At 62.0% G+C, this 22,628-nt stretch carries 22 protein-coding genes; 10 read left to right on the top strand and 12 right to left on the bottom strand.

The window, feature by feature from the left end:
- Positions 1–258: 258 nt before the first annotated feature.
- Both BLU37_RS26845 and BLU37_RS26840 read left to right on the top strand, forming a co-directional pair.
- The gene (locus BLU37_RS26845; RefSeq protein ID WP_090210400.1) at positions 259–687 is read left to right on the top strand and encodes a hypothetical protein; all 429 of its coding nucleotides are present in this window, start codon (positions 259–261) and stop codon (positions 685–687) included.
- 245 nt (positions 688–932) lie between these two features.
- Positions 933–1,388, top strand: coding sequence for a hypothetical protein (locus BLU37_RS26840; protein ID WP_090210398.1), 456 nt, complete (start codon positions 933–935; stop codon positions 1,386–1,388).
- Positions 1,389–1,542: 154 nt separating this feature from the next.
- Here the strand turns inward: BLU37_RS26840 and BLU37_RS26835 are convergent, their stop codons facing one another.
- The gene (locus BLU37_RS26835; protein ID WP_090210396.1) at positions 1,543–1,902 is read right to left on the bottom strand and encodes a DUF1493 family protein; all 360 of its coding nucleotides are present in this window, start codon (positions 1,900–1,902) and stop codon (positions 1,543–1,545) included.
- 2 nt (positions 1,903–1,904) lie between these two features.
- Positions 1,905–2,330: an STM2901 family protein gene (locus BLU37_RS26830; RefSeq protein WP_090210394.1), complete on the bottom strand. Its 426-nt coding sequence runs from the start codon at positions 2,328–2,330 to the stop codon at positions 1,905–1,907.
- Positions 2,331–2,569: 239 nt separating this feature from the next.
- Here BLU37_RS26830 and BLU37_RS26825 point away from each other — a divergent pair, with 239 nt between their 5' ends.
- From BLU37_RS26825 to BLU37_RS26815, 3 genes are all read left to right on the top strand, one after another.
- On the top strand, positions 2,570–3,868 hold the full coding sequence (locus BLU37_RS26825) for a sensor histidine kinase (RefSeq protein WP_090210392.1): 1,299 nt from the start codon (positions 2,570–2,572) through the stop codon (positions 3,866–3,868).
- Positions 3,869–4,074: 206 nt separating this feature from the next.
- The gene (locus BLU37_RS26820; protein WP_090210390.1) at positions 4,075–4,701 is read left to right on the top strand and encodes a biliverdin-producing heme oxygenase; all 627 of its coding nucleotides are present in this window, start codon (positions 4,075–4,077) and stop codon (positions 4,699–4,701) included.
- On the top strand, positions 4,685–6,931 hold the full coding sequence (locus tag BLU37_RS26815) for an ATP-binding protein (RefSeq protein ID WP_090210388.1): 2,247 nt from the start codon (positions 4,685–4,687) through the stop codon (positions 6,929–6,931). The genes BLU37_RS26820 and BLU37_RS26815 overlap by 17 nt, the downstream gene beginning before the upstream one ends.
- An 18-nt stretch (positions 6,932–6,949) precedes the next feature.
- On the opposite strand, the gene BLU37_RS26810 is transcribed toward BLU37_RS26815, so the two are convergent.
- A complete protein-coding gene (locus BLU37_RS26810; RefSeq protein ID WP_090210386.1) occupies positions 6,950–7,111 on the bottom strand; it encodes a DUF2986 domain-containing protein in 162 nt (53 codons plus the stop codon).
- A gap of 104 nt (positions 7,112–7,215) precedes the next feature.
- Between BLU37_RS26810 and BLU37_RS26805 the strand changes: the two genes are divergently transcribed.
- Positions 7,216–7,932 (top strand): class I SAM-dependent methyltransferase, encoded by a 717-nt coding sequence (locus BLU37_RS26805; protein ID WP_090210384.1) that lies wholly within the window; start codon positions 7,216–7,218, stop codon positions 7,930–7,932.
- Between the two features lie 40 nt (positions 7,933–7,972).
- On the opposite strand, the gene BLU37_RS26800 is transcribed toward BLU37_RS26805, so the two are convergent.
- The 3 genes from BLU37_RS26800 to BLU37_RS26790 form a co-directional block, all read right to left on the bottom strand.
- Positions 7,973–8,755 carry a hypothetical protein gene (locus BLU37_RS26800; RefSeq protein WP_090210382.1) on the bottom strand — a complete coding sequence of 261 codons (783 nt, stop codon included), beginning with the start codon at positions 8,753–8,755 and terminating at the stop codon, positions 7,973–7,975.
- A 120-nt stretch (positions 8,756–8,875) separates the two neighbouring features.
- Positions 8,876–9,895 (bottom strand): NAD(P)H-quinone oxidoreductase, encoded by a 1,020-nt coding sequence (locus BLU37_RS26795; RefSeq protein ID WP_090210380.1) that lies wholly within the window; start codon positions 9,893–9,895, stop codon positions 8,876–8,878.
- 12 nt (positions 9,896–9,907) lie between these two features.
- On the bottom strand, positions 9,908–11,344 hold the full coding sequence (locus BLU37_RS26790; RefSeq protein WP_090210378.1) for an NAD-dependent succinate-semialdehyde dehydrogenase: 1,437 nt from the start codon (positions 11,342–11,344) through the stop codon (positions 9,908–9,910).
- 271 nt (positions 11,345–11,615) lie between these two features.
- On the opposite strand from BLU37_RS26790, the gene BLU37_RS26785 reads away from it, so the two are divergent.
- Positions 11,616–12,545, top strand: a complete 930-nt coding sequence (locus BLU37_RS26785; RefSeq protein WP_090210376.1) for a LysR family transcriptional regulator — start codon at positions 11,616–11,618, stop codon at positions 12,543–12,545.
- Between the two features lie 3 nt (positions 12,546–12,548).
- Here BLU37_RS26785 and BLU37_RS26780 read toward each other — a convergent pair whose 3' ends face one another.
- Entirely contained in the window at positions 12,549–13,442 is an 894-nt protein-coding gene (locus BLU37_RS26780; protein ID WP_090210374.1) for a LysR substrate-binding domain-containing protein, read from the bottom strand.
- A gap of 94 nt (positions 13,443–13,536) precedes the next feature.
- Here BLU37_RS26780 and BLU37_RS26775 point away from each other — a divergent pair, with 94 nt between their 5' ends.
- The gene (locus BLU37_RS26775) at positions 13,537–14,724 is read left to right on the top strand and encodes an MFS transporter (RefSeq protein ID WP_090210372.1); all 1,188 of its coding nucleotides are present in this window, start codon (positions 13,537–13,539) and stop codon (positions 14,722–14,724) included.
- Between the two features lie 63 nt (positions 14,725–14,787).
- Positions 14,788–15,465: a phytanoyl-CoA dioxygenase family protein gene (locus tag BLU37_RS26770; protein WP_090210370.1), complete on the top strand. Its 678-nt coding sequence runs from the start codon at positions 14,788–14,790 to the stop codon at positions 15,463–15,465.
- 130 nt (positions 15,466–15,595) lie between these two features.
- On the opposite strand, the gene BLU37_RS26765 is transcribed toward BLU37_RS26770, so the two are convergent.
- The 3 genes from BLU37_RS26765 to BLU37_RS26750 all read right to left on the bottom strand — a co-directional run bounded on the left by BLU37_RS26765 (position 15,596) and on the right by BLU37_RS26750 (position 18,940).
- A complete protein-coding gene (locus tag BLU37_RS26765) occupies positions 15,596–16,747 on the bottom strand; it encodes an MFS transporter (RefSeq protein ID WP_090210368.1) in 1,152 nt (383 codons plus the stop codon).
- 127 nt (positions 16,748–16,874) lie between these two features.
- The gene (locus tag BLU37_RS26760) at positions 16,875–18,026 is read right to left on the bottom strand and encodes a M14 family metallopeptidase (RefSeq protein WP_010445586.1); all 1,152 of its coding nucleotides are present in this window, start codon (positions 18,024–18,026) and stop codon (positions 16,875–16,877) included.
- A gap of 545 nt (positions 18,027–18,571) precedes the next feature.
- The gene (locus BLU37_RS26750) at positions 18,572–18,940 is read right to left on the bottom strand and encodes a DUF6124 family protein (protein WP_010445585.1); all 369 of its coding nucleotides are present in this window, start codon (positions 18,938–18,940) and stop codon (positions 18,572–18,574) included.
- 128 nt (positions 18,941–19,068) lie between these two features.
- On the opposite strand from BLU37_RS26750, the gene BLU37_RS26745 reads away from it, so the two are divergent.
- Entirely contained in the window at positions 19,069–19,725 is a 657-nt protein-coding gene (locus tag BLU37_RS26745) for a LexA family protein (RefSeq protein WP_026007737.1), read from the top strand.
- 133 nt (positions 19,726–19,858) lie between these two features.
- On the opposite strand, the gene BLU37_RS26740 is transcribed toward BLU37_RS26745, so the two are convergent.
- Both BLU37_RS26740 and BLU37_RS26735 read right to left on the bottom strand, forming a co-directional pair.
- Positions 19,859–21,802, bottom strand: coding sequence for an acetyl/propionyl/methylcrotonyl-CoA carboxylase subunit alpha (locus tag BLU37_RS26740; protein WP_090210366.1), 1,944 nt, complete (start codon positions 21,800–21,802; stop codon positions 19,859–19,861).
- A complete protein-coding gene (locus BLU37_RS26735) occupies positions 21,799–22,617 on the bottom strand; it encodes a gamma-carboxygeranoyl-CoA hydratase (RefSeq protein ID WP_090210364.1) in 819 nt (272 codons plus the stop codon). The genes BLU37_RS26740 and BLU37_RS26735 overlap by 4 nt, the downstream gene beginning before the upstream one ends.
- Between the last annotated feature and the right edge of the window lie 11 nt (positions 22,618–22,628).

Here is a 22,628-nt window from a genome sequence, read left to right as displayed (position 1 = left end):
ACCTCTGCCAAAACTAAAGATTTCAACCTCGGGCGTGTACTTTTCTGATGCGCAAACCATGGCTGACTTTTTCAACAAAATCGGCCAAAAGCGGACGTTTGCAATAGGTGAAAAGATATTTCTTTTCGTTGTGAACACTCGCTTTTAAGCTGTGAGATGTTGCCACACCGTGGCTCAGCGCGCCGACGATGCGTGGGGTCCAATGCTGATTTGCATACCCGTATGATTAACCCCGCTGCAACACCATGGAATGACCAGATGCACCCATCGTTAAAACAAGCGCTCGACATCATTAATATTGAGCGCAACGCCGCCGAATACACCCAGGCGTTTGACGCGGTGAATGAAGTGGTAAGCGTATTTGGCGAGCTTGACCTAGCCAATCGCCTGTTCGCGGAGATACCTCGCACAGTGCCCGAAGAGCTGGTTGTCGAACTGTTCAATTTATTGGCATGGCAAACAAACGATAACGGCGCGGCAATGACGCGTGAGGTAGAGACGTGGCTCAGAGAACAGCACGATCCGCGCAAGCTTAGGCTTGCCATGAGCCTGGATGTATATCCATTTCCAGATGCCCAGGAGATGTATCAGGTGTTGTCCACGCTGGCTGCGGCTATGCCAGAAGTGGCAGCTATGTGCCAGACGCTCATGACGTCACGAAAGGCGAGCACACACAGTCAAACATGACGAAAGAAGAAAGAAGCACCACTGGGTCCGCTATGTGTCGATATCTACCTGTCACCTCTAACAGAACCCGAACCGCCTTTCTTATCAGGAGCAAAGGCGCTCTGCGCAGTCAGAGCCAGGGCTATCGATCAGCCAGTGGAACAGACTAACTGTCGTGGTAGTCTCAAATGTTCCCCCTGGCACCGGACGGTTCTTACAGGGGGTAGTCCGCAACGTTGGGGTATTTTTTCCATAGGAGGTTTCGCGTGTCCTGGAAGTCAAACCTTGTAGTGCTCGCCCTGTCTGCCGTTGCCGTTTCGGCGCAGGCCCAATCCGATCGTCAAGTGGTCGAGGATATGGTGACTCGCTCGGCCAATATCTGCCCAGGCCACAGCGCCGAGAGCACCATGCCCACGGTGAAGGCGGTGCCTGTCGGCGCGTTGCGGGTGATGCTTGAACGCGGTTTGGTCATGTGTCCCGACCAGCGCCTCGATGTCGACGCGCCTGCTGTATTCTACGGCAGAGTTGGCGTCTTCGAATGGAACCCGCAAGTGTCTGCAAGCTCGGAGGTGATCATCAGGCAGATCGACGTCATGACCCGCAAGGACGAGTACCCCTCGGATACCTTGGTTTGGGATGCCAAGGGTATGCCACTTGAGCAGCGCACTGTGCCCGCTTTCGAACCCAAGCCAGGGGCTGCTGTGCTGTACCAGATACGGTAAGCCTTGTGTTCGGGGTTAGTAGACCACCACAGTTGTGGCTTGCACCAGATCGCTATCGCCAGCAAGCCGGCTCCCACGGGCAGCATTCCCACGCGGAGCGTAGGAACGATCAACGACGAGCTGCTTATTGATCCGGGATTGCCTGTAATGGGGGCTAGAGTCTCAAACTTTCCAGTTCGGCGGTGTCCCAACGTTGCAGGTTGATCGCGTGATATAGCATGCCGAGGGTCAAGGGGATCTTGCCTCGTCGTTCCTGGGGTCTTCGCCAGAAAAACAGGTCATACCCCTCAGGCCTGAAATAGCGATAGGCATCGTAGTCGATGAACCTGATAGGAAAGCGCTTCTGCAAGACTTCTAGCAGCTCGGCCGCATCGTCGCCATCGCAATGCAGATCATGGTTGACCGAGATGCCCAGGTTGAGAACGAGGTGCTTTGGCAGGCCAATATGCTCATCCAACAACTGGATAAGCTGCTTCATTGACTCGTCATCCGGCAGGTCTGAAGTCGGCTTCATTGTCAAAACACCTGGTCTGCCCCATCAACGACGGCGTTGTATTTCTTCACGCTGATCACTGCGACCTTGCCTAATTCGTAAGTAGTGTAAGCCCATCCGAAAACCGGAATGGCCCGTCCTGCGATGCTGCCTATCTTACTCGTCATGCGAAGGCTGGGCGGGAAGAAACCGGTGAGGGTCGGCATTCGGAATGGCAGGCGGCGCTTGCGTGCAAGGCGCCTGGCCAGGACGGAGGCAATGGACGTTCTTGGAATGGCACCTTGGGGCTTTGCTCGGGTCGGCACGATGTTGGCACCGCTCACAATGGCGATGGCGGCCGCGACGTCGGTGATTTCAAGTTCTTCCATCAGGGTTTCGATTGCGATCAACCACCACAGTTGATCGGCACTCAACCCGCATTCGCCTTCATAACAATACAGCCTGCTCATTGGTGGTATTCCATAGTTGATGGATCGTTCCCACGCTCCCGCGTGGGAATGCCTCACAGGACGCTCGGTGTCTGCTCTTGGTGTGACGCGGAGCGTCACAGGCTGCATTCCCACGCGGGGCGCGGGACCGATCAAAGACCCGAAAGCCACTGCTGCCAGCGCCCGAATTCCTGCCTGCTAGACTGGGATTTGCCCCACCGGCATTCAACGGTTTCAGTTGCACAACGAGGATGTGAGCCATGAACAGTTTCCTGGCGCTGTTGACCGATAACCGCTTCATGCCTCACGGCCACTGCTATCTATGGCGCCCGGATCTGCTCTGGATCAATGTGCTGTCCGATGGCCTCATCGCTCTTTGCTATGTCACCATTCCCTTTACGCTGATCTACTTCATCCGCAAGCGCAAGGACATCCCCTTCGACTGGATGTTCGGGGCCTTCGGCGTGTTTATTCTGGCCTGCGGGACCAGCCATGTGATGGAGATCGTGACCATATGGAAGCCGTACTACTGGCTGTCGGCACTGGTCAAGGTGATCACCGCCATCGCTTCGGTGATTACCGCCATCCTGCTGGTCAAGCTGGTGCCGGTTGCCTTGAAGATCCCCAGCCCGCAGCAACTGGCCAGGGTCAACGACGAGTTGCGCGAGGCGCAGGCCGAACTGGTCACTACCGCGCGCCGGGCGGGTATGGCGGAAATCGCCACCAACGTGCTGCATAACGTGGGTAACGTGCTCAATAGCGTCAATGTGTCGGCCCAGGTACTGTACGACAAGGTGCGGGCCTTCAAGGGGCAGGGAGTGGCCCGGGTCGTTCAACTGATGAAGGAGCACCCCGACGATCTTGGTGACTTCATCAACCACGATCCGAGAGGGCGCGCGCTGCCGGATTACCTCGCCAAACTGGCGGATGCGCTGGTGCTCGAGCAGCAGGCGATGATCGACGAGTTGGCGCAGTTGACCAGGAGCATCGAGCATATCAGGGACATTGTCACGACCCAGCAGTCCTATGCCGGCAACTCCAGCATGCTGGAGTCGGGTTCGCTTCAGGAGTTGATCGAGGATGTGGTACGCATCTGCGACGTCTCCCTGGCCCGCCATCAGATAACGCTGGTCAAGGAGTTCAACGATATTCCGACGATGGCGTTGGACAAGCACAAGGTGCTGCAGATTCTGATCAATCTGATCAACAACGCCAAGCAGGCGCTTGAGTCTGTCGAGGAGCGGTCGTTGCGGATCATCCTGCGCCTGAAGGCCACTGATGACCAGCGCGTACGAATCGAGGTTGAGGACAACGGCGAGGGCATTTGCGCGGATCATCTCGCGCGGGTGTTCGAACACGGTTTTACCACGCGTCCCACCGGCCATGGCTTTGGCCTGCATAGCTGCATTCTCGCCGCGCAGCAACTGGGCGGCAATCTGACTGCACAGAGCGCGGGGCCCGGCAAGGGCGCGCTCTTTATTCTGGAACTGCCGCTTGTGCTGACGCCGGAGCACGCTCAGCAGGGCGGGGCGGTTGCACAACGAGCCTCAGCCCCCTGATGCACCGTTCGTTCATGGCCTGGTTCGCTGAAGTGGCTCCGAAGGGGCCGCTGGCCATGCCCTCCCTGCCACTTTTGAGCATTTCCGTAATCCGTTGAGCGGGAAAAACCAACGATTGAGTCAGTGTTATTGTCTATCGTGATAAATTGACGGCATTCGTCGCTACGCCCAAATGGCAGCAGGCAACCCCACCAAGAGCGACATTAATGCAAGCAACGGCCCGCGAAGTTCATGTACCCCCGGTTCTGCAGGATCTGCGAACTGGAACGGCCGAACGTCATATCGCCCTGGAAAAACGCCTTCCCTTTTTCTCCGACAGCCTCGACGCGAAGGCCTTTCAACGGTTGATGCAGGCCTATTACGGTTTCTATCGTCCATTGGAAAGCGCCCTGCAGGACAGCAGCGTGTTTCCTGCCGATTTCGAGCTGGCACCCCGCCTGAAGGTCCAGACCCTGCGCCGCGATCTGCACGCCCTGGGGCTGTCGGTCGAGGCTATCGACAACCTGCCGATCTGCCCGGCATTACCCGTGGTCGACTCTAGTGCCGCCTGCCTGGGCGTGCTCTACGTACTCGAAGGGGCCACGCTCGGCGGGCAGATCCTGCGCCGGGAGGTCGCCAAACGGCTGGGCATTGAAGCTGAGAGCGGCGCGGGATTTCTGCATGTCTATGGCGACGCCACCGGGCGGCGCTGGCGCGATTTCATTGAATACCTGGGCAGTCGATCGATGGAAACGGTCGAGCGCCAGGCTGTCGTCACGGCAGCACAATCGACATTCGGCTGTTTCGAGCACTGGCTCGAAAGTCGCGAGGTACTGCATGCCCCTGCAAGATAAAAAAGTATTCGAAGAGCTGCTGGACAACTGTGCCAACGAGCCGATCCGCTTTCCCGGCGCCATCCAGCCCCATGGCCTGCTGTTGACCCTGAGTGAGCCGGCCCTGGAGATCATTCAGGTCAGCGCCAACGTCGAAACCCTGCTCGGCCGCGCGCCGCAGACATTGATCGGTCAGTCCTTGTCCAGTCTGCTCGGCGACGAGTACACGGCGGACGTGTGCGAGGCGTTGCAGCAGCCGGCGTTTTTCGATGCGCCACCGTTGTATTTCCAGCTCAATGGCACCGCGTTCGAAGGCTTGTTGCATCGGCATGAGGGCGTGCTGATTCTGGAACTGGAGATCCACGTCGAGAATTTCCAGTCGCTGAACATTGCCGGCAACCAGACCAACCTGGGCCGGATGCTGCAGCGGCTGCAAGCGGCGACATCGCTGCAGGTCCTGTACGACATCTGCGTCAAGGAAGTGCAGGCGATGACCGGTTACGACCGGGTGCTGATCTACCGTTTCGAGGAGGAGGGCCACGGCCAGGTTATCGCCGAAGCGTCTTCGCCATCCATGGAGCTGTTCAACGGGCTGTTTTTCCCGGCGTCCGATATTCCCGAGCAGGCGCGCGAGCTGTATCGCACCAACTGGCTGCGGATCATCCCCAATGCCGATTACGAGCCGGTGCCGCTGGTGCCGAAGCTGCGCCCCGACACGGGGACGCGGCTGGACTTGAGTTTTGCGACCCTGCGCAGTGTGTCGCCGATCCACTGCCAGTACATGAAGAACATGGGCGTGCTGTCGTCGATGAGCATTTCCCTGCTCAAGGGCGACAAGCTCTGGGGCCTGATCAGTTGTGGCAACCGTCAGCCCTTGCACGTGCCGCATGAATTGCGCATTGCCTGCCAGACCATCGGCCAGGTGCTCTCCCTGCAGATCAGTGCAATGGAAGCGCTGGAGGTCAGTCGCCAGCGCGAAGAAAAGGTCGAGGCCCTGGCAGTGCTCAACCAGGCGATGATCGACTCGCCGCAAAACGTCTTTGACGGTTTGGCTAATCAGTCACAGGTCCTGATGGCGTTGGTCAATGCCGGCGGCATTGCGATCATTGAGGACAAGCAGTTGCACTGTTATGGCAACTGCCCGGCTCCGCAGGAGATCCGCGCGCTGCACCAATGGTGGCAGGCGTCCGGCGAGCCGGTGTTCGCCAGCCATCATCTGTCCAGTGTCTACCCAACTGCTGCGGCCTATCAGCAGGTGGCCAGCGGTGTGCTCGCCATGAGTCTGCCCAAGCCGGTGGAAAACGGCGTGCTGTGGTTCCGGCCCGAGGTCAAGGACAGCATCAACTGGAGCGGTAATCCGAGCAAGCCACTGGATCTGGAAAACTCCGAGATGGGCATGCGCCTGCGGCCACGGACTTCATTCGAGATCTGGAAGGTCGAGATGGCCGGGATCTCGACCAAGTGGAGCCACGGCGACCTGTTCGCGGCCAAGGATCTGCGCCGTTCGGCGCTGGAAAACGACCTGGCCCGACAAGTGCGGCGTGAGCAGGAAGCGGTGCGCGCCCGTGATGATCTGGTCGCGGTGGTCTCTCACGACCTGCGCAATCCGATGACGGTCATCTCGATGCTCTGCGGCATGATGCAGAAGACCTTCAGTTCGGACGGCTCGCACACCTCGCGGCGTATCGCCACGGCCATCGACACCATGCAACAGGCCGCCGGGCGCATGAATACGCTGCTGGAGGACCTGCTCGATACCTCGAAGATCGACGCCGGGCGCTACACGATCAAACCGCAGAAGCTGGATGTGGGGCAGATGTTCGAAGAGGCGCAATCGCTGCTGGCGCCGTTGGCGCTGGACAAGGCCATCAGCATTTCCTTCGAGGCCGAGCCCGACTTGCGTATCCACGCCGATCCCGAACGGCTGTTCCAGGTACTGTCGAACCTGGTCAGCAATGCGATCAAGTTCACCCCGCGCCTGGGCACGGTTGGGGTACGCGCGCAGTCATCGGGCAGTGAAGCCGTCTTCACCGTGCGTGACAGCGGCGAAGGCATTGCCCAGGAAAACCTGCCGCATGTGTTCAGCCGTTACTGGACGTTGAAAGAGGGCAACCCGACCGGCACCGGCCTGGGTCTGTACATCACCCAGGGCATCGTCCATGCCCATGGCGGGCAGATCGTGGCCAACAGCGAGCCGGGTCAAGGTGCCGAGTTCCGGTTCACCTTGCCGGTGTTCAAGGAAAGCGCCTGATAGCCGAGCTGGCGCGCTTCAGTTTTCGGGCGAAAGCGTTTGTGCCTGACTGGTTTCCTCAGCCAGTTTCAGGCGGTCGGCCTTGCTGATGTATTTGGGCTTGTTCTTGGGGGCCAGTTTGGCGCTGGCCTTTTTGGCATGGGCTTTCAACAGCTGGCCGATTTTCTTGCGGCGGTTCATATTCTGACTTCCTATTCCTCGCGGGAATGATTTGAATAAAAATTATAGATTTCAGTAATTATCCTCTTCAGCATAGAGTGGTTTCAAGATGAATGGAGGGCATCATGAAACCGGAACCTAACAGCTCTTCGGCGAAGTTTGACGTATCACGTGCCGCAGAATACGGCATTCAAAGCCGCGTGGCCCTGGCGGGCTACGATGCCTGTCACGAGTTGACCGCGTGTGTATTGGCCGCAACGCTTTCGACTGGACGAGCGGCGCGAGTGCTGGTCGTCGGCGTCGGCGGGACGGCTCAGGAAGTCATCACCATGGGGACGCTGGAGCCAGCGTGGACCTTCGTCGGAGTGGACCCCTCGTCAGCCATGCTGGAGACGGCAGCAGCGAATCTGGAGGCCCACGGGATTCTTGGGAAAACGCAGTTGCTGCTGGGAACGGTTGATGATCTTCCGGTCGACGAGCCTTTTGATGCGGCGACGTTGATTGGCGTCCTGCATCACGTACCGGGTGACGATGCGAAGCGGCATCTTCTGCGTTCCATTCAGTCCCGGCTGAAAGTGGGTGCGCCCTTTGTCGTGGCGTGCAATCACTACACCTATGCCGAACAACCTTTGCTGCTCAAGACCTGGGGCGAGCGCTGGCGCCAGCAAGGGGCCAGCCCGGATGAGGTCAAGGCCAAGCAGGCCAGGATCATGCAAGGCGCCGAACCGCCCAGCTCGGAGGAGGCTGTTTACACGCTGCTGCGCGAGTGCGGTTTTGGCGAGAGTCAGCGCTTTTTCAGCAGTTTGTTCTGGGGGGCCTGGGTGACCCATAAATGCGGGTGAGATGCGGCTGATGCTACCCGTAACAGCCTTTCGTTGGGCGTCATTCCACGTAGCGCAGCCACAAATGCCTTCGACCGGAAATAGCCTGGCTGAAAACTGAAACCAGGGCTTGCCGGTTCTCTTCAGTAACGTTGTAGAGCGCACAGAAGTCTCTTGCCACCGCATCGGCCACGGACGCATCGACAGGCTCTGCACGCAAGAAACCCAGATAGGCCGCACCCACCCCGATCAGCTCATAGCCATGGGCGAGGGCCAAATGCTGTGCGACCGCATGGTTCTGTGCAGGGCTCAGGTCGCAGGTGAAATAACCGTTGGGAAAAGCCGCGAGCGCCAGGGCGGAATGCTCGACGGGCACCAGCAGGGCCGAGAGGGGCTGATCGAGCAGTGAAACAGGATCGTCCTGATAGCGGATCCACTCCTGGATGGCCTCTTCATCGAGCGTCAGGCCATGGGCGCAAGCGTCTTCGAACGAGACCGTGGCAATCAGTTGGGTGAAATTGCGCAGGCAGATGGCAAACTCGGCCTTCGTCGTGGGATAGCCCAGGTAGTCACCATTCTCGAAGCACTCCGGCGGCAGCTTGGCGATCTCCTCGTCCGTGGCCTCGTCCAGGTCGATGCTGTGGCGCGCATGCCCGGAGGTGTAGCGGGCCTGGGCCAGGTCGTCGAGGGAGAACAGGGGGATGAAGCCGGGATGCTGGTCGGCGATCGTCCGATGGGCCGCGAGCAACTCGTCCAGGCTGGAAATGGCGCTGATGCTGTACTCGTCGCAGGTGCCTGCCGACGGGTTGTGCGGCAATGCATTACCGCGAAATTGAATGTCCATGGAAGGGCTACCGGCTCCGTGGCGATATTCGGATGAAGGAGTAGATAACGATGCTCTTCACCTGGCAAGGCCCCATTCGGATGGGGCCTTGCCACGGCCGTCACAGGATGAATGCGGCAATCACCGGGTATTGCGAGTGGGAAGCAGGTCCTCAGGCTGCATCGTCAGGATGATCTTGCCGACGTTTTCGGAGGACTCCATGCGGCGATGGGCATCGGCGGCACGTGACAGAGCGAAGGTGCTGTCCACCACGGGCTCCAGGCTTTCTGCGCCTTCGAAGCGTTCCAGCCAATGTTCGCGGAATCGCCGGATCATCTCGTGTTTCTCGTGCTGGGTGCGCGATTTCATGACCGTGCCGATGATCTGCAGGTGCCGGTAGAGGAGATCTTCCAACTTCAACGTCACGTCGCCGCCTCCGCCCAGGATACCGACCTGGATAAGCCGCCCGCCCTTGGCCAGCGACGCGACGTTGCGTGCGAAATAGGGTTCGCCGATGAAGTCGATGACCACATCGACACCCTGGCCATTGCTCTGGCGAGCTATGAACTCAGCGAAGTCCTGACGTTTGTAGTCGATGGAGAAGTCGGCGCCCAGGTGCTCGACGCGCGACAGCTTGCTGGCGTCGGTCGTCGCGTAGACGGTCGCGCCCGTGGCATAGGCCAACTGCACCGCAGCAGAGCCGACACCACCGGCGGCGGCATGGATCAGGACCGAATCGCCGGATTTCAGTCGGCCCAGGTGCATCATCGCTTCATGGGCGGTGACGAAGACTTCGGGGATGGCGGCGGCCTGCACATAATCCAGTTGCGCTGGAATCGGCATCGCCATGCGGTAGTCGATACGGGCCAGTTCGGCATAGGCGCCGCCGCCCACGACCCCCATCACCCGATCACCGACCGCATAGCCGATGACGTCGCTGCCGGTCTCGATGACTTCCCCAGCAATTTCAAGGCCGATGATCGGCGAGTCGCCAAAGTTCGGGCGCCCGTAGCCACCTTTGCGGTGGGTCAGGTCGGCGCGATTGACGCCTGCCGCGTAGACGCGTACCAGCAGGTCGCCAGGACGCACTTCAGGTCTCGGTACGTCGGTCAGTTCCAGTACATCGGCGTCGCCGAAGGTTTCGAAGGTGATCGCTTTCATGATGGGTTCTCCTCAGGCTTGGCTGATGAATTTGTGGGTGAGGTAGTGTTCGATCCCTTCGATGCCACCTTCCGATCCGTGACCGCTTTCCTTCAGGCCGCCGAACGGCAGCTCGGTGGCGACGATGCGGTACTGGTTGATGCCAATCATTCCGGCCTCCAGCCCGTCGGCGACGTCGATGGCAGTGCGGGCATCGCGAGTGAAGGCGTAGGCGGAAAGCCCGTAGGGCAGACGATTGGCTTCAGCGAGCCCGTCGGCCAACTGATCGAACGGCATCAGGAGTGCGATAGGGCCAAACGGCTCCTCGTGCATCACCCGGGCATCCATTGGCACATCGGCCAGCACCGTTGGCTCGAAAAAGAAACCGGGGCCAGGCAGCGCCTTGCCACCGGCGAGAACCCGTGCGCCCTTGGCGACGGCATCGGCGACCAACTCTTGCATCTTGGCCAGTTGCCTTGGGTTGGCGAGCGGCCCGACCTGGGTGTGGAGGTGCAGGCCATTGCCGATGCGCAGGGCTTGGGTCGCGCTGACGAAGCATTCGACGAAGTGGTCGTAGACACCCCGCTGGACCAGGAACCGGGTCGAGGAAATGCACACCTGGCCAGTGCCCCGGAAGCGGTTCGCCACGCCTTCCTCGGCGGCCTTTTTCACCTCGGCGTCATCGAATACCAGGACCGGCCCGTGGCCGCCCAGCTCCAGGGTGATCGGCTTGACGCCTTCAGCGGCCCGGGCGGACAGCAGGCGGCCGATAGGGACCGAGCCGGTGAAGGTCACCTTGCGGATGCTCGGCGAGGCGATCAGGTGGCTGGACACCTGATCCGGCACGCCGAAAACCACCTGCAGGACGCCCTTGGGCAACCCGGCATCGTCGAGGGCACGCGCCAGGGCCAAGGCGGTGGAAGGGCTTTCCTCGCCAGGCTTGAGGATGACGCTGCAGCCGGCCGCGAGGGCTGCCGAGAGTTTGCGCGCCGGAGTAATCGCCGGAAAGTTCCAAGGCGTGAACGCTGCCACCGGGCCAATCGCCTGGCGCTTGACCAGTTGCAGTACGCCGGGACGGTTGGCCGGCACGACACGGCCATCGATACGGCGTGCGCTTTCGGCGAACCACTCGAAATACTCGGCGGCCCGGGTGACTTCATCCATGGCCTCGGTGAGTGGCTTGCCTTCCTCCAGCGTCATCTGTTCGGCGATGTGTGCGGCCCGTTCGAGGATCAGGTCGGCTGCGCGCTTGAGAACCCTGGCTCGCTGATCGGGTACGGTCTGGCGCCAGGTGGCGAAGCCCTGTTGGGTGACGTCGAGGGCGTGATCCAGGTCGGCCGTGGTGGCGAGTGGTACCCGGCCGATTTCATGTCCGGTGGCCGGGTTGATGACCGCGGCGGTCGCGCGGCCTTCGGTGCCGATCCATTCACCACCGATGAAAAGGTAGAGCGAGTCATAGGGCGTGTGCATTGATAGGGCCTTCATTGAGGGGTCGAGAACTGATGGCAACGTCGCCGGTTGCGGCTTGTCGAGGAGGCCGTTGCGGCGATCCGTGCCATCCAGTCTAGGGAGGACCGCCCCGTTGATTGAGTCGAGCAGGAGGGAAGGACTGTTGTCTGTAGAGGAAATATCCGGCGGGCGATATGCGGTACTCTCATCCACCCACCGCCGTCACCTGCCGCCCGGGCCTGGTGCATGGCATTCATCGATAACGCTGGGCACGCCCCTGTGGACGGTAGCAATGGACAAGTTTTCAAACATGGCGGTGTACGTGAAGGTGGTCGAAATGGGCAGCTTCACCGCAGTGGCGAACCACCTCGACTCGACGGTTGGCAATGTGTCCCGGGCCGTTTCGGCACTGGAGTCCCTGCTCAATACCCGCCTGTTGCAGCGCTCGACGCGGCGCCTGTCGGTGACTGATGCGGGCCGCCGTTTCTATGAGCGCTGCACGGCGATCCTCGCCGACCTCGAACATGCCGAAGCGGAAGCCGGCAGTGCGCTGCAGGAGCCCAGGGGGACGCTGCGGGTGCATTGCGTGCCGGGTCTGGCGCGTCATTTGGTGACCCAGGCCGTGCTCGGCTATCGCCAGGACTACCCCGAGGTCTCGGTGGATCTGCTGCTTTCCCAGCGCATGCCCAACCTGTTGGAAGACCAGTTGGATGTGTCGATCCTGATCGCCAGGACGCTACCGGATTCGGCGTATATCAGTCAGAAGATCGGGGTCAGCCACTGCGTGCTGGTCGCGTCCCCCGAGTATCTGGCGGCGCATGGAGCGCCGGCCGCGCCGGAAGATCTCCGCGATCATTCATGCCTATTGCTGGGCACCGTCGATTACGCCCGGGATGAATGGCAGTTGAGCAGCCCGGCCGGCAACACGACGTTCGTGCCGGCCGGGCCGAGCTTCAGTGTCAACGACATGGACGCCATGACGGTGGCGGTACGCGAAGGTGCGGGCATTGGCCTGCTGGCGGGGTTCTCGGCGATTGACGACCTTCGGTCGGGCAGGCTGGTGCGGGTGTTGCCGGCTTACCATACACAGGAGCGCAATGTGTATGCCGTTTATTCCTCGCGGCAGTTTCTCGACGCAAAAATCACCCGGTTCATCGATACCTTGAAGAGCCGGGTAGGCGGGCAGTTGGCGGAGATTGCGCAAGAACTGCTCGGCCGCTGAGCGTCAAACCTGGTGATGCTCCAGCAGAAAATCCACGAATACCCGGACCCGGGCCGTCATCGCCGTGCCGCCGGCAAACACCACGTGAATCGGTTCGCGGTCCCCTGGGTTGTAGGCTTCCAGTAACGGCACCAGCCGGCCGCTTTTCAATTCATCGACCACCGAGAACGCTCCGATGCGGGCGATACCGGCGCCCAGTAGCGCCAATTGGGCCAGCGCCTCGCCGCTGCTGCATTCGATGGTACCGCCGATCTTCAGCGAAAAATGCTGCCCATCCCGCAGAAACGGCCAGTCGGGTTCGGCCCGGCGGAAGTTGAAGCGCAGGCAGTTGTGTTGCAGCAGGTCTTCCGGTTGCAGGGGCGTGCCATGGCGCTCCAGGTACTTGGGGGAGGCAACCACCACCTGGCCGGTTTCGCCGATGCTGCGGGCGCTCAAGGGGCTGTCCGGCAGGTGTCCGAAGCGCAAGGCAACATCCGCCTGGCCGCCGAGGATATCGACGACCTCATCGCCGAGCATGAGGTCGACGATGATCTTCGGGTAGCGGGCGCTGAACGCCGCGATCAGTGGCACCACGGTCAGCCGGCCGTGGGCCAGTGCCGCGCTGACCCTCAGCCGACCCTTCGGCACGCCCTGGTCGGTAATCGCTTCCTCGACCTCGTCCATGTCGGCGAGGATGCGTCGTGCTCCGCGCAGGTAGGCTTCACCCTCGGCGGTGAAGGTGATGGCGCGGGTGCTGCGCAGCAGCAGGCGGGTACCTATGCGCTGCTCTGTGCGGGTGATGATTCTGCTGACTGCCGAAGGCGTCAGGCCCAGGGCGCGCGCGGCACCTGACAGGCTGCCTGCCTGCGCCACCTTGACGAACACCTCCATTTCGCCGGAGCGGCCGTTGAAGTCCATTTGTGCCTCGTAAGCAAAGGTGATTGTCGCGAAAGCGGGCTACTGCCGGAAAGTTACGAATTGTAGCATTTACGGCATAGATGAGGAGTCAGTCATGCGTATCAATCCACCCCTTGTAGCGTTGTCCATCGGTGCCTTTGGCATCGGTGTCACCGAGTTCGCCCCCATGGGCATGTTGCCGAGTATCGCTGCTGATCTCGGTGTTTCGATTCCCGCAGCCGGGCTGCTGGTCAGCGCCTATGCGCTGGGCGTGCTGATCGGCGCGCCGCTGATGACCCTCGCCACGGTCAAGGTGCCACGGCGTTACCTGTTGATCGGGCTGATGGCGATTTTTGCCCTGGGCAACCTGATGTCGGCGCTGGCCACCAGTTATGAGAGCCTGCTGGTCGCCCGGGTGGTGACCTCGCTCAACCATGGGGCGTTCTTTGGCGTCGGTTCTGTCGTCGCGGCCAGTGTGGTAGCGCCGGATAAACGGGCGGGGGCGGTGGCGGCGATGTTCATGGGGCTCACGTTGGCGACTATCGGCGGTGTGCCGCTGGCGACCTGGTTCGGCGAGTTGATGGGCTGGCGTACTGCGTTCTGGGGCATCGCTGCTCTGGGTGTGGTGGCGATGGTCGCGCTGTGGTTCGCCTTGCCCGACCTGCCGTTGCCGAAGAACGACGGTGTGCTGGCCGAGATTCGGGTGCTGGGCCGTGGACCGGTGCTCGCGGCGTTGGCGCTGACGGTGGTGGGTTCGGGGGCGATGTTTACCGTGTTCACCTACATTGCGCCGATCCTGAGCAGTGAGACCCATGCGTCGACCCCATTCATTACCGGCATGCTGGTGCTGTTCGGGGTTGGCCTGACGCTGGGCAATATGTGGGGCGGCAAGGCGGCGGATCGCTCGATTGATCGTACGCTGATTGTCTCGCTGGTGGCGCTGATTATGGTGCTGCTGGCGCTCTCGGTACTGCTACGTTGGCCGCTGCCGACTGCGGTGGCGATCCTGGTCTGGGGCGTGGCGAGTTTTGCCCTGGTGCCGCCGCTGCAGATGCGCGTGATGGAGGCGGCCAGGGATGCGCCCAACCTGGCCTCGGCGGTGAACATCGGCGCGTTCAATTTGGGTAATGCCATTGGGGCGGCGTTGGGTGGGGCGGTGATCAATGCCGGGCTGGGTTATCCGGCGATTTCCCTGGCCGGCGCGGCGATGGCGGCCTTGGGGTTGGTGATGGTGCTGCTGTTTACCTGGCGCGCCAGGGCTGCTCTGGCAGGGGCTGAGTGCAAGTTGGATGCGGCGGCTTGACGAGCGGCGTGCAGTTCTGGACATTGCTGGCAACACCATCAGGATGACAGAGCGCGCACAACCATGACCGACCGCGAACAACTCCATCGGGACGGCTATGTCCTGCTGCGCCAGGCGATCCCGGCGCAGTGGTTGGGTGAGCTGTGCGCGGTGTTCGAGGCGAGTGTCATGCCCTCGGAACAATGGCCGGTACCGCGGGGTATTGGCTGGCGGCATGCCTTGCTGGACGTCGAGCCGAAGGTGCAGACGGTGTGCCGTCTGCCTCGGGTGCTGGCGGCGGTCGGCGAGTTGATTGGCGAGGGGTTCTTCCTGTCCCAGGTGGAGGGGCGCGAGCCGCTGGCCGGTGGCGGTCATCAGGTATTGCACCGGGATCTGTCGGCGCTGCGGCCTGGCGACACCGTCAACGCCCTGGTGTATCTCGACGACTACGGCTCCGATAACGGTGCGACCCGTATCGTCCCCGGCAGCCATCGCCCGGATCCGCTTGCGCCGCCGTTCGATTTCAATGACGAGTCCCGCTCCGTACAGCTGTGTGGCAGGGCGGGCGACATCCTGGTGTTCGATGCCGACCTGATCCATGCGGGGAGCGTGAACACCAGCGGTGGGCACCGTCGCTCGCTGCTGGCCAGCTATTTTGCGCAGCCCTTGTACGCGTCGCACCTGGAAACACTGGGCCTGCGAAATATCCGCATGGACACCGGCGAACGCTTCGATCCTGCGGACTTCTGCTGGCGCAGGTGATTGCCGACAGGGCTGCCCGGCAACCGAGTGGTGCCTGATACACCGGGGGGCCGGTTTTTTGGGCGCTGGGCGCCCCAGCGCGGGCAAGTACGGCGTTCATCGTGACGAGCGAATGCTCGCCAGAAGTGTCTCAAACCCGCAGTATCTTGCCGCTGATCGCCACGCCCAGCAGCATCACTGCAATCAGCAGAAACGCCAGGTTCAGGCTGCTGGCATGGGCAATGAAACCGATTGCCGCCGGCCCGGCGAGGATTCCCGCATAACCCAGGGTGGTGATCGCCGGCACGGCAATGCTTTCCGGCATGACTTTCTGCTTGCCCACGGCGGTGTACAGCACCGGCACGATGTTCGAGCAACCGGCACCGACCAGGGCATAACCGACCAGCGTTGCTTCCCAGGCTGGCGTCAGGGTCGCCAGGGCCAGTCCGGCGGCGGCGGTGATGCCACCCACCACGATCACCCGCTTGGCCCCCAGGCGCCGTACGATGGCATCGCCGGTCAGCCGGCCGAGGGTCATGGTCAGCGCGAAGGCTGCATAACCAAGGCCGGCATAAGCGTCCGGTACCTGGCGCTCGGCGCTGAGAAAGACCGCGCTCCAGTCCAGCATCGCCCCTTCGGCAAGAAACACGATAAAGCACAGCAGGCCGATGAACAGCACCACCCCATGGGGCACCGCAAAGGCCGGGCCAGTGCTTTCGCTGCCATAGGGCAACAGGTGCGGCGCGGCCTTGAGCAACGCCAGCAGCAGGAGCACGATCACCACGCCGATGGCTCCCAGGGGCGACAACCCCAGGCCGAGCAGCGCGCTGACCCCGGCCGCGCCGGCGATGCCACCGAGGCTGAACAGGCCGTGGAAGCCGGACATCATGGTCTTGCCGCTGGCCCGCTCGACAATCACTGCCTGCAGGTTGACGGTGGAGTCTACGGTGCCGAGCCCTGCACCGAACAGGAACAGACTGACCACCAGCAACGGTACCGAACTGACGATCGCCAGCAGTGGCAAGGCGGCGCAGATCAGCAGGGTGCCGACGCTCAGCACCCGGCGACAGCCGAAGCGTGCGGCCAGGGTGCCGGCCACCGGCATGGCGATGATCGAGCCGACGCCGAGGCACAACAGCAGCAGGCCGAGAGTGCCTTCATCCAGGCCGATCCGGGTCTTGGCGTAGGGCACCAGCGGGGCCCAAGCGGCGACGCCGAAACCGGCGATGAAAAAGGCGACGCGGGTCGACATCTGTTCCAGCCGTCCCGGTCGGGTGGGGGCGTGGGCGGTGAGGGCAGTCATGCGAAATCCTTGTCGGTACGGCGGGCCATGCTGGGCTCTTGCTCTGATTTCTGCAGGAGCCGGTAAACCGGCTCCACAGGTTGCAGTCTCTGCGTTCGAGGGACGCTGGGGGCAAACAGTTCCAGCCTTAGCGCAGACGTCCGACGATATCGGCGATGCTGGTCAGCACGTCCTTGCCCAGTTGCGCCGAGCGCTGGCCCGACCAGCCGGTGCGGGCATTCGGGGCGTCGTCGTTGTCCTTGAAGGGCATCTCCAGGGTCAGGGACAGACAGTCGTACTGCTGGCCGACGCTGTTGCAGGCCAGGGTCATGTTGGCTTCGCCGGGCAGGTCGCGGGTGTAGCCGTGGATGGTCTGGAAGTCCCGGGTCAGGGCGCTGAGGTGGCGCCGGAAATGCTCTTCCAGCTCGGCGATGCGGGCTGTGTAGCCAGGATTGCCTTCGCAGCCGGCGGTGAACACGTAGGGGATTTCCTCGTCACCGTGGATGTCGAGGAACAGGTCCACGCCATGTACGGCCATCTGCTGCTGAACGAAGAACACTTCCGGGCTGATTTCCGGGCTGGCGTTCTGCCAGGCGCGGTTGAGATCCTGGCCCATGGCGTTGGTGCGCAGGTGGCCATGGAATGCGCCATCGGGGTTCATGTTGGGCACCAGGTAAAGGTCGGCGACGGCCAGCAGCGCGTTCAACTGCGCGTCGTCACGGTTCTTCAGGCGCTCGATCACCCCTTCCATGAACCATTCGGCCATGTGCTCGCCGGGATGCTGCTGAGCAATCAGCCAGATCTTGCGTTTGCCCGCGTCGCCGTTACCCTTGCGCAGCAACTGGATGTCGCGGCCCTCGGCACTTTTGCCGGTGGCCAGCAATTCGGTGCCGGCGTGGGTCAGGGCCTGTTCGATCAGCCAGTCATGCCGCTCGCGGCTGTAGGGTTCGAAGTAGGCGAACCAGGCTTGTGGCTGTTCGGCCTGGAACTGGATGTGCAGGCTTTCACCGTCGAAGCGAGTGTCGGTACGAAACCAGTCATGATGGTCATGGGAGGCCGCGGCGCGATAGTCGGTCCAGGCCTTGTTATAGGAAGACTGGCTGGCATTGGTCAGTTCGAAACTATAGGACTGGCCCGGTTGCAGACCTTCGACCTTGAAGTGAAACCACTGGAAGTGTTGGCTGCGGGTGTCCGGCTCGATGGCCAGCAGCAGATGCCGAGGGTTGCTGGCGTCCAGTACCTGGATGTTGCCGCTGTCGAAGTCGCTGCTGATTTTGAGAGAGGGCAGAACCACGGTCATAGTCTGTATACCTGAATATGATGTCTTGTGGTTGCTACTGTACACGGCAAGCGGCCATTGGCCGAAACACTCCGGCGCCGAGGTGGGGAGAGGGGGCGTCGTCCCTGACGCCTTGTCAGGGTAGTGTTTATGATATTGATTCTCAAGTGCTACGGTCGTTTACGATCGATCGCCCGACCTGGCGGACTTTCATTGGCCGATGGTCCTTTGCTATCATGCATGGCATCGCGACTGCCCGCCAAGATGGCAGCGCCCAAGTCTTCATTAGCCTGAAGCAGAGCCCGTAGAACGGGTGAAAAAAAAGACCCGGCAAAAAGCCGGGTCAAAAACCGTGATTAGCCTGATGAGGAGATAATCCAGGAGTCCGACCTAAGGTCTCCAGGGTTATCGACTGATCTCGCGACCAGCTGCTTGCAATAATAATCATTATCATTTGCAAGTCAAACGTTTTCCTGTCCCTTCTGGAAATTATTTTCCACTCCTCTCTCCAGACTTCGATTGGCTTTGTCATCGGCTGTGTATCGCCGGTTGTGCTCGCGCGCGTTTCAGGGAGCCGGGTACTGCACCGTCATGGCGCGATCGACCATGGCCTTGGCCATGTCGATCATGTGTACGACTGAAAAGGCCAGATCTCGTGATGAGCCCTGCAGGGCGTCGGCTGCCTCATAGGCGGTCGCGGCGGCACAGCGCAGCAGGTCGGAAGCATGGATCATCGCTTCCTCGGCGCTGAGGTCGTGGTGCACGGCGAACAATCGATCCTCGCAGACCCGATGCGCGCTGCCCTCGGAAATCGGTGCTGAAACGGTTGGTTTCAAATAATAGTCGAGCGCCCGTCGGGTCGCGGGCCCGTCCCTGAGCGAATCGTAGGAGGGCTTGGTGTCGATATCGGTCGTCTTCTTGATGGTGGAAGTCATGGAGAGCCTGCCTTTGAGGGGAGTTCGAAACAGCAGCTCAAGATTAGTACCAACTGTACTCCAGTGCTTGTCAGATATAATACATATTGTGTATTGATCCGTTGAGTACAGCCCGTATTGTGCCGTCCATGGATAAATGGATTGCATTGGTGAGAGCCAAGCTGCGCGAGCTTGATCTCACGCAAGAAAAACTCGGAGAGCGCGTTGGGGTGTCCCAGGGCGGCGTTGGCCATTGGCTCAATAAACGCCGTCAGCCGGATCTGGAAACCATGAACAAGGTCTTCCTGGCCTTGGGGCTCGGGCACCTGGAGATCGCGCTGGTGATCCGCGACCGTTCGGTGGCGGTACAGGCGCCTGCGGAGCGCGATGGTCAGCTTTACGACACCACGTCGGCGTTCCGCTACCCGGTCAGTGACTGGCGAGCGGTGGTGCGGACCTGCGAGCCGGGGGCCGAAGAGCTCGTCAGCGCGTATTATGAAGTGGCCGATCACTACGCTTCGGGAGCGGCGTTCTGGCTGAAGGTGGCGGGGGACGCAATGACCGCGCCGGTGGGTATCAGCGTGCCCGAGGGTATGCTGATCCTGGTGGATCCGGATCTGGAAGCCGAGCCTGGCAAGCTGGTGGTTGCCCGTCTGCGTGACAGCGAGGAGGCGATTTTCCGGCAGTGGGTGCAAGAGGGCGGCCAGCATTACCTGAAGCCATTGAATCCGACGTATCCGAAGATCCTGTTCACCGATGACTACAGCATTATCGGAGTAGTCGTGCAGGCAACTGCGAAGTTCTGACCGCCATCTGTTGTAGGAGCGGGCTTGCCCGCGAAGCTTTTAGCGATCTCAAGGGACCTTTCGCGGACAAGCCCGCTCCTACAGGACTAGAAGAAAGGCCCTCCACCGGTTGGGGGCGGGCCTTCCAGAACCGTTACTCCAACGCCACCAACACGCTGCCCTCGGCAACCATCTCGCCTTCCTGGCAATACAGCGCCTTGACCACGCCAGCTTGAGGCGCGCGGATGCTGTGTTCCATTTTCATCGCTTCGAGTACCACCAGTTGCGTTCCGGCCTCGACTGCCTGACCGACCTGGACCAGCACGCGAACGATGCTGCCGTTCATCGGTGCCGTGAGGCCACCCTGCTGGCCGTGGCTGGCGTCGACTGCGGCAATCGGGTCGAACGCGCTGAGCGCCAGCAGTTCGCCCTGCCACTGCAGGTACAGCTCGTTGTCCCGGCGGATCGCGCGATGACGCTGGCGCAAGCCCTGCTGCTCGATGGACAGCTCTTCACCCTGCCACGTGATCGCGGCGTTCGCTTCCAGCGTCACTGCGCGGTCTTCGTTGCGACAGCTCAGGTGCAGCACGGTCTCACTGGGTAAGCCACTGCGCAAACCGGTGCGTGCCGACCAGGGCGAGGCTGGATCGTCCTGGCGACGGGTTTCGGGCAGGCTCTGTAGCCACGCCTGGGCGGCCACTTGCCAGAATGCCTCGCTCAGTGGCTCGGCCGGCGGCAGGAGTTGTTCCTGGTAACGCGGGATGAAACCGGTATCCAGTTCTGCCGCAGCAAAAGCCGGATGGCCGACGATCCGCCGCAGGAAGGCGAGGTTGGTCTTGAGTCCGCCGACGGCGAATTCGTCGAGCATCGCCAGCAGGCGCAGGCGGGCCTGTTCACGGGTTTCGCCCCAGGCGATCAGCTTGCCCAGCATCGGGTCGTAGAAGGGCGAGACGCTGTCACCTTCGGCCACACCACTGTCGACCCGTCGGCCCGGCCCGGGCGCCGATTCGCGGTAGACCGCAAGACGTCCGGTTGCCGGGAGGAAATCATTGCCCGGATCTTCGGCATACAGCCGCACTTCGATGGCGTGCCCCCGCAGCGGCACGTCCTGTTGGCTGATCGGCAGTGGCTCGCCACTGGCCACGCGTATCTGCCAGGCGACCAGGTCGAGGCCGGTGATGGCTTCGGTGACGGGGTGCTCGACCTGCAGGCGGGTGTTCATTTCCATGAAGAAGAATTCGCCGCGCGAGTCCAGCAGGAATTCCACGGTGCCGGCGCCGACATAGCCGATGGCCTGTGCGGCGCGTACCGCTGCCTCGCCCATGGCCTGGCGCAGTGCCGGGCTGAGGCCGGGTGCGGGCGCTTCCTCGACGACTTTCTGGTGGCGGCGCTGGATCGAGCAGTCGCGCTCGTTGAGGTACAGGCAGTTGCCGTAGCGGTCGGCGAATACCTGGATTTCCACATGGCGCGGCTTGAGCAGGTACTTTTCCACCAGCATCCGCGAGTCGCCGAACGACGATTGCGCTTCGCGTTGCGCCGAGGCCAGGGCTTCGGCCAGTTGGCCGGGTTCCTCGACCACCTTCATGCCCTTGCCGCCACCGCCGGCGGTGGCCTTGAGCAGCACCGGGTAGCCGATACGTGTGGCAGCCTCACGGAAGGTTTCCAGGTCCTGGGCCGCACCGTGATAGCCGGGCACCAGCGGTACGCCGGCGGTCTCCATCAGCGCCTTGGCGGCGGACTTGCTGCCCATGGCGTCGATGGCGCTGGCGGGCGGGCCGAGCAGGACCAATCCGGCGGCCTCGACGGCGCGGGCGAAGTCGGCGTTTTCCGAGAGGAAGCCGTAGCCTGGGTGAATCGCCTGGGCGCCGCTGGCCTGGGCGGCGGCGATCAGTTTGTCGATCTGCAGGTAGCTGTCGGCGGCCTTGCTGCCGCCCAGGTCGACGCGGATATCGGCCTCGCGGCTGTGGCGGGCGTCACGGTCGATGGCGCTGTGCACGGCGACGGTGGTCAGGCCCATGGCCTTGGCGGTACGCATCACCCGGCAGGCGATTTCGCCCCGGTTGGCGACCAGCAGGGAAGTGATCACGGGGGCGCTCATCGATTGGACTCCTCGTTAGTCGATCCGCCTTGCCAGGCGGGCGGGCGTTTTTGCAGGAAGGCGCGCAGGCCTTCCTGGCCTTCGGGGCTGACCCGGATACGGGCAATCGCGTTTTCGCAGTAGCGACGCAGGGACGGGGTGAGGGCGCCGCTGCCGACTTCGCGCAGCAGGTCCTTGCTCACCCGCATCGCTTGCGGACTGTTGTGCATGAGGTTGTCGATCCAGGCCTCGACCTGCCGGTCCAGCTCGGCGGCCGGGTAGCATTCGGCCAATAGCCCGAGTTCACGGGCACGCAGGCCGCTGAAGCGCTCGGCGGTGAGGGCGTAGCGGCGGGTCGCGCGCTCGCCGATGGCCTGGACCACGAACGGGCTGATCACCGCCGGGGCCAGGCCGATGCGCACTTCCGACAGGCAGAACTGGGCATCCTCGGCGCCGATGGCCATGTCGCAGCAACTGATCAGGCCCAGCGCACCGCCATAGGCCGCGCCTTGTACCACGGCGAGGGTGGGGAGTTTCAGCCGGGCCAGGTTGTACATCAGCTCGGCGAGTTCGCGGGCATCGTCGAGGTTGGTGTGGTAGTCCAGCTCCGCCGATTGCTGCATCCAGGCCAGGTCGGCGCCGGCGCTGAAGTGCCGGCCACGGGCACGCAGCAGCAGGAAACGCAGTGCGGGGTTGGCCTGGACCTGGTCCAGGGCGATGATCAGTTCGCGGATCATCTCGGCGTTGAACGCGTTGTTCCTGGCTTCACGGCTGAGCCAGAGGGTGGCGAAACCGCGGGGATCGGTGTGCAGTTCCAGGGTGTTGAAGTCGGTCATTTTCGGGTCGC

The sequence above is a fragment of the Pseudomonas asplenii genome (genome assembly GCF_900105475.1).
Taxonomy (GTDB): Bacteria; Pseudomonadota; Gammaproteobacteria; order Pseudomonadales; family Pseudomonadaceae; genus Aquipseudomonas; species Aquipseudomonas asplenii.
The sequence above is the reverse complement of the archived record's forward strand: the minus strand, read 5'-3'. Positions and strand labels throughout refer to the sequence as shown.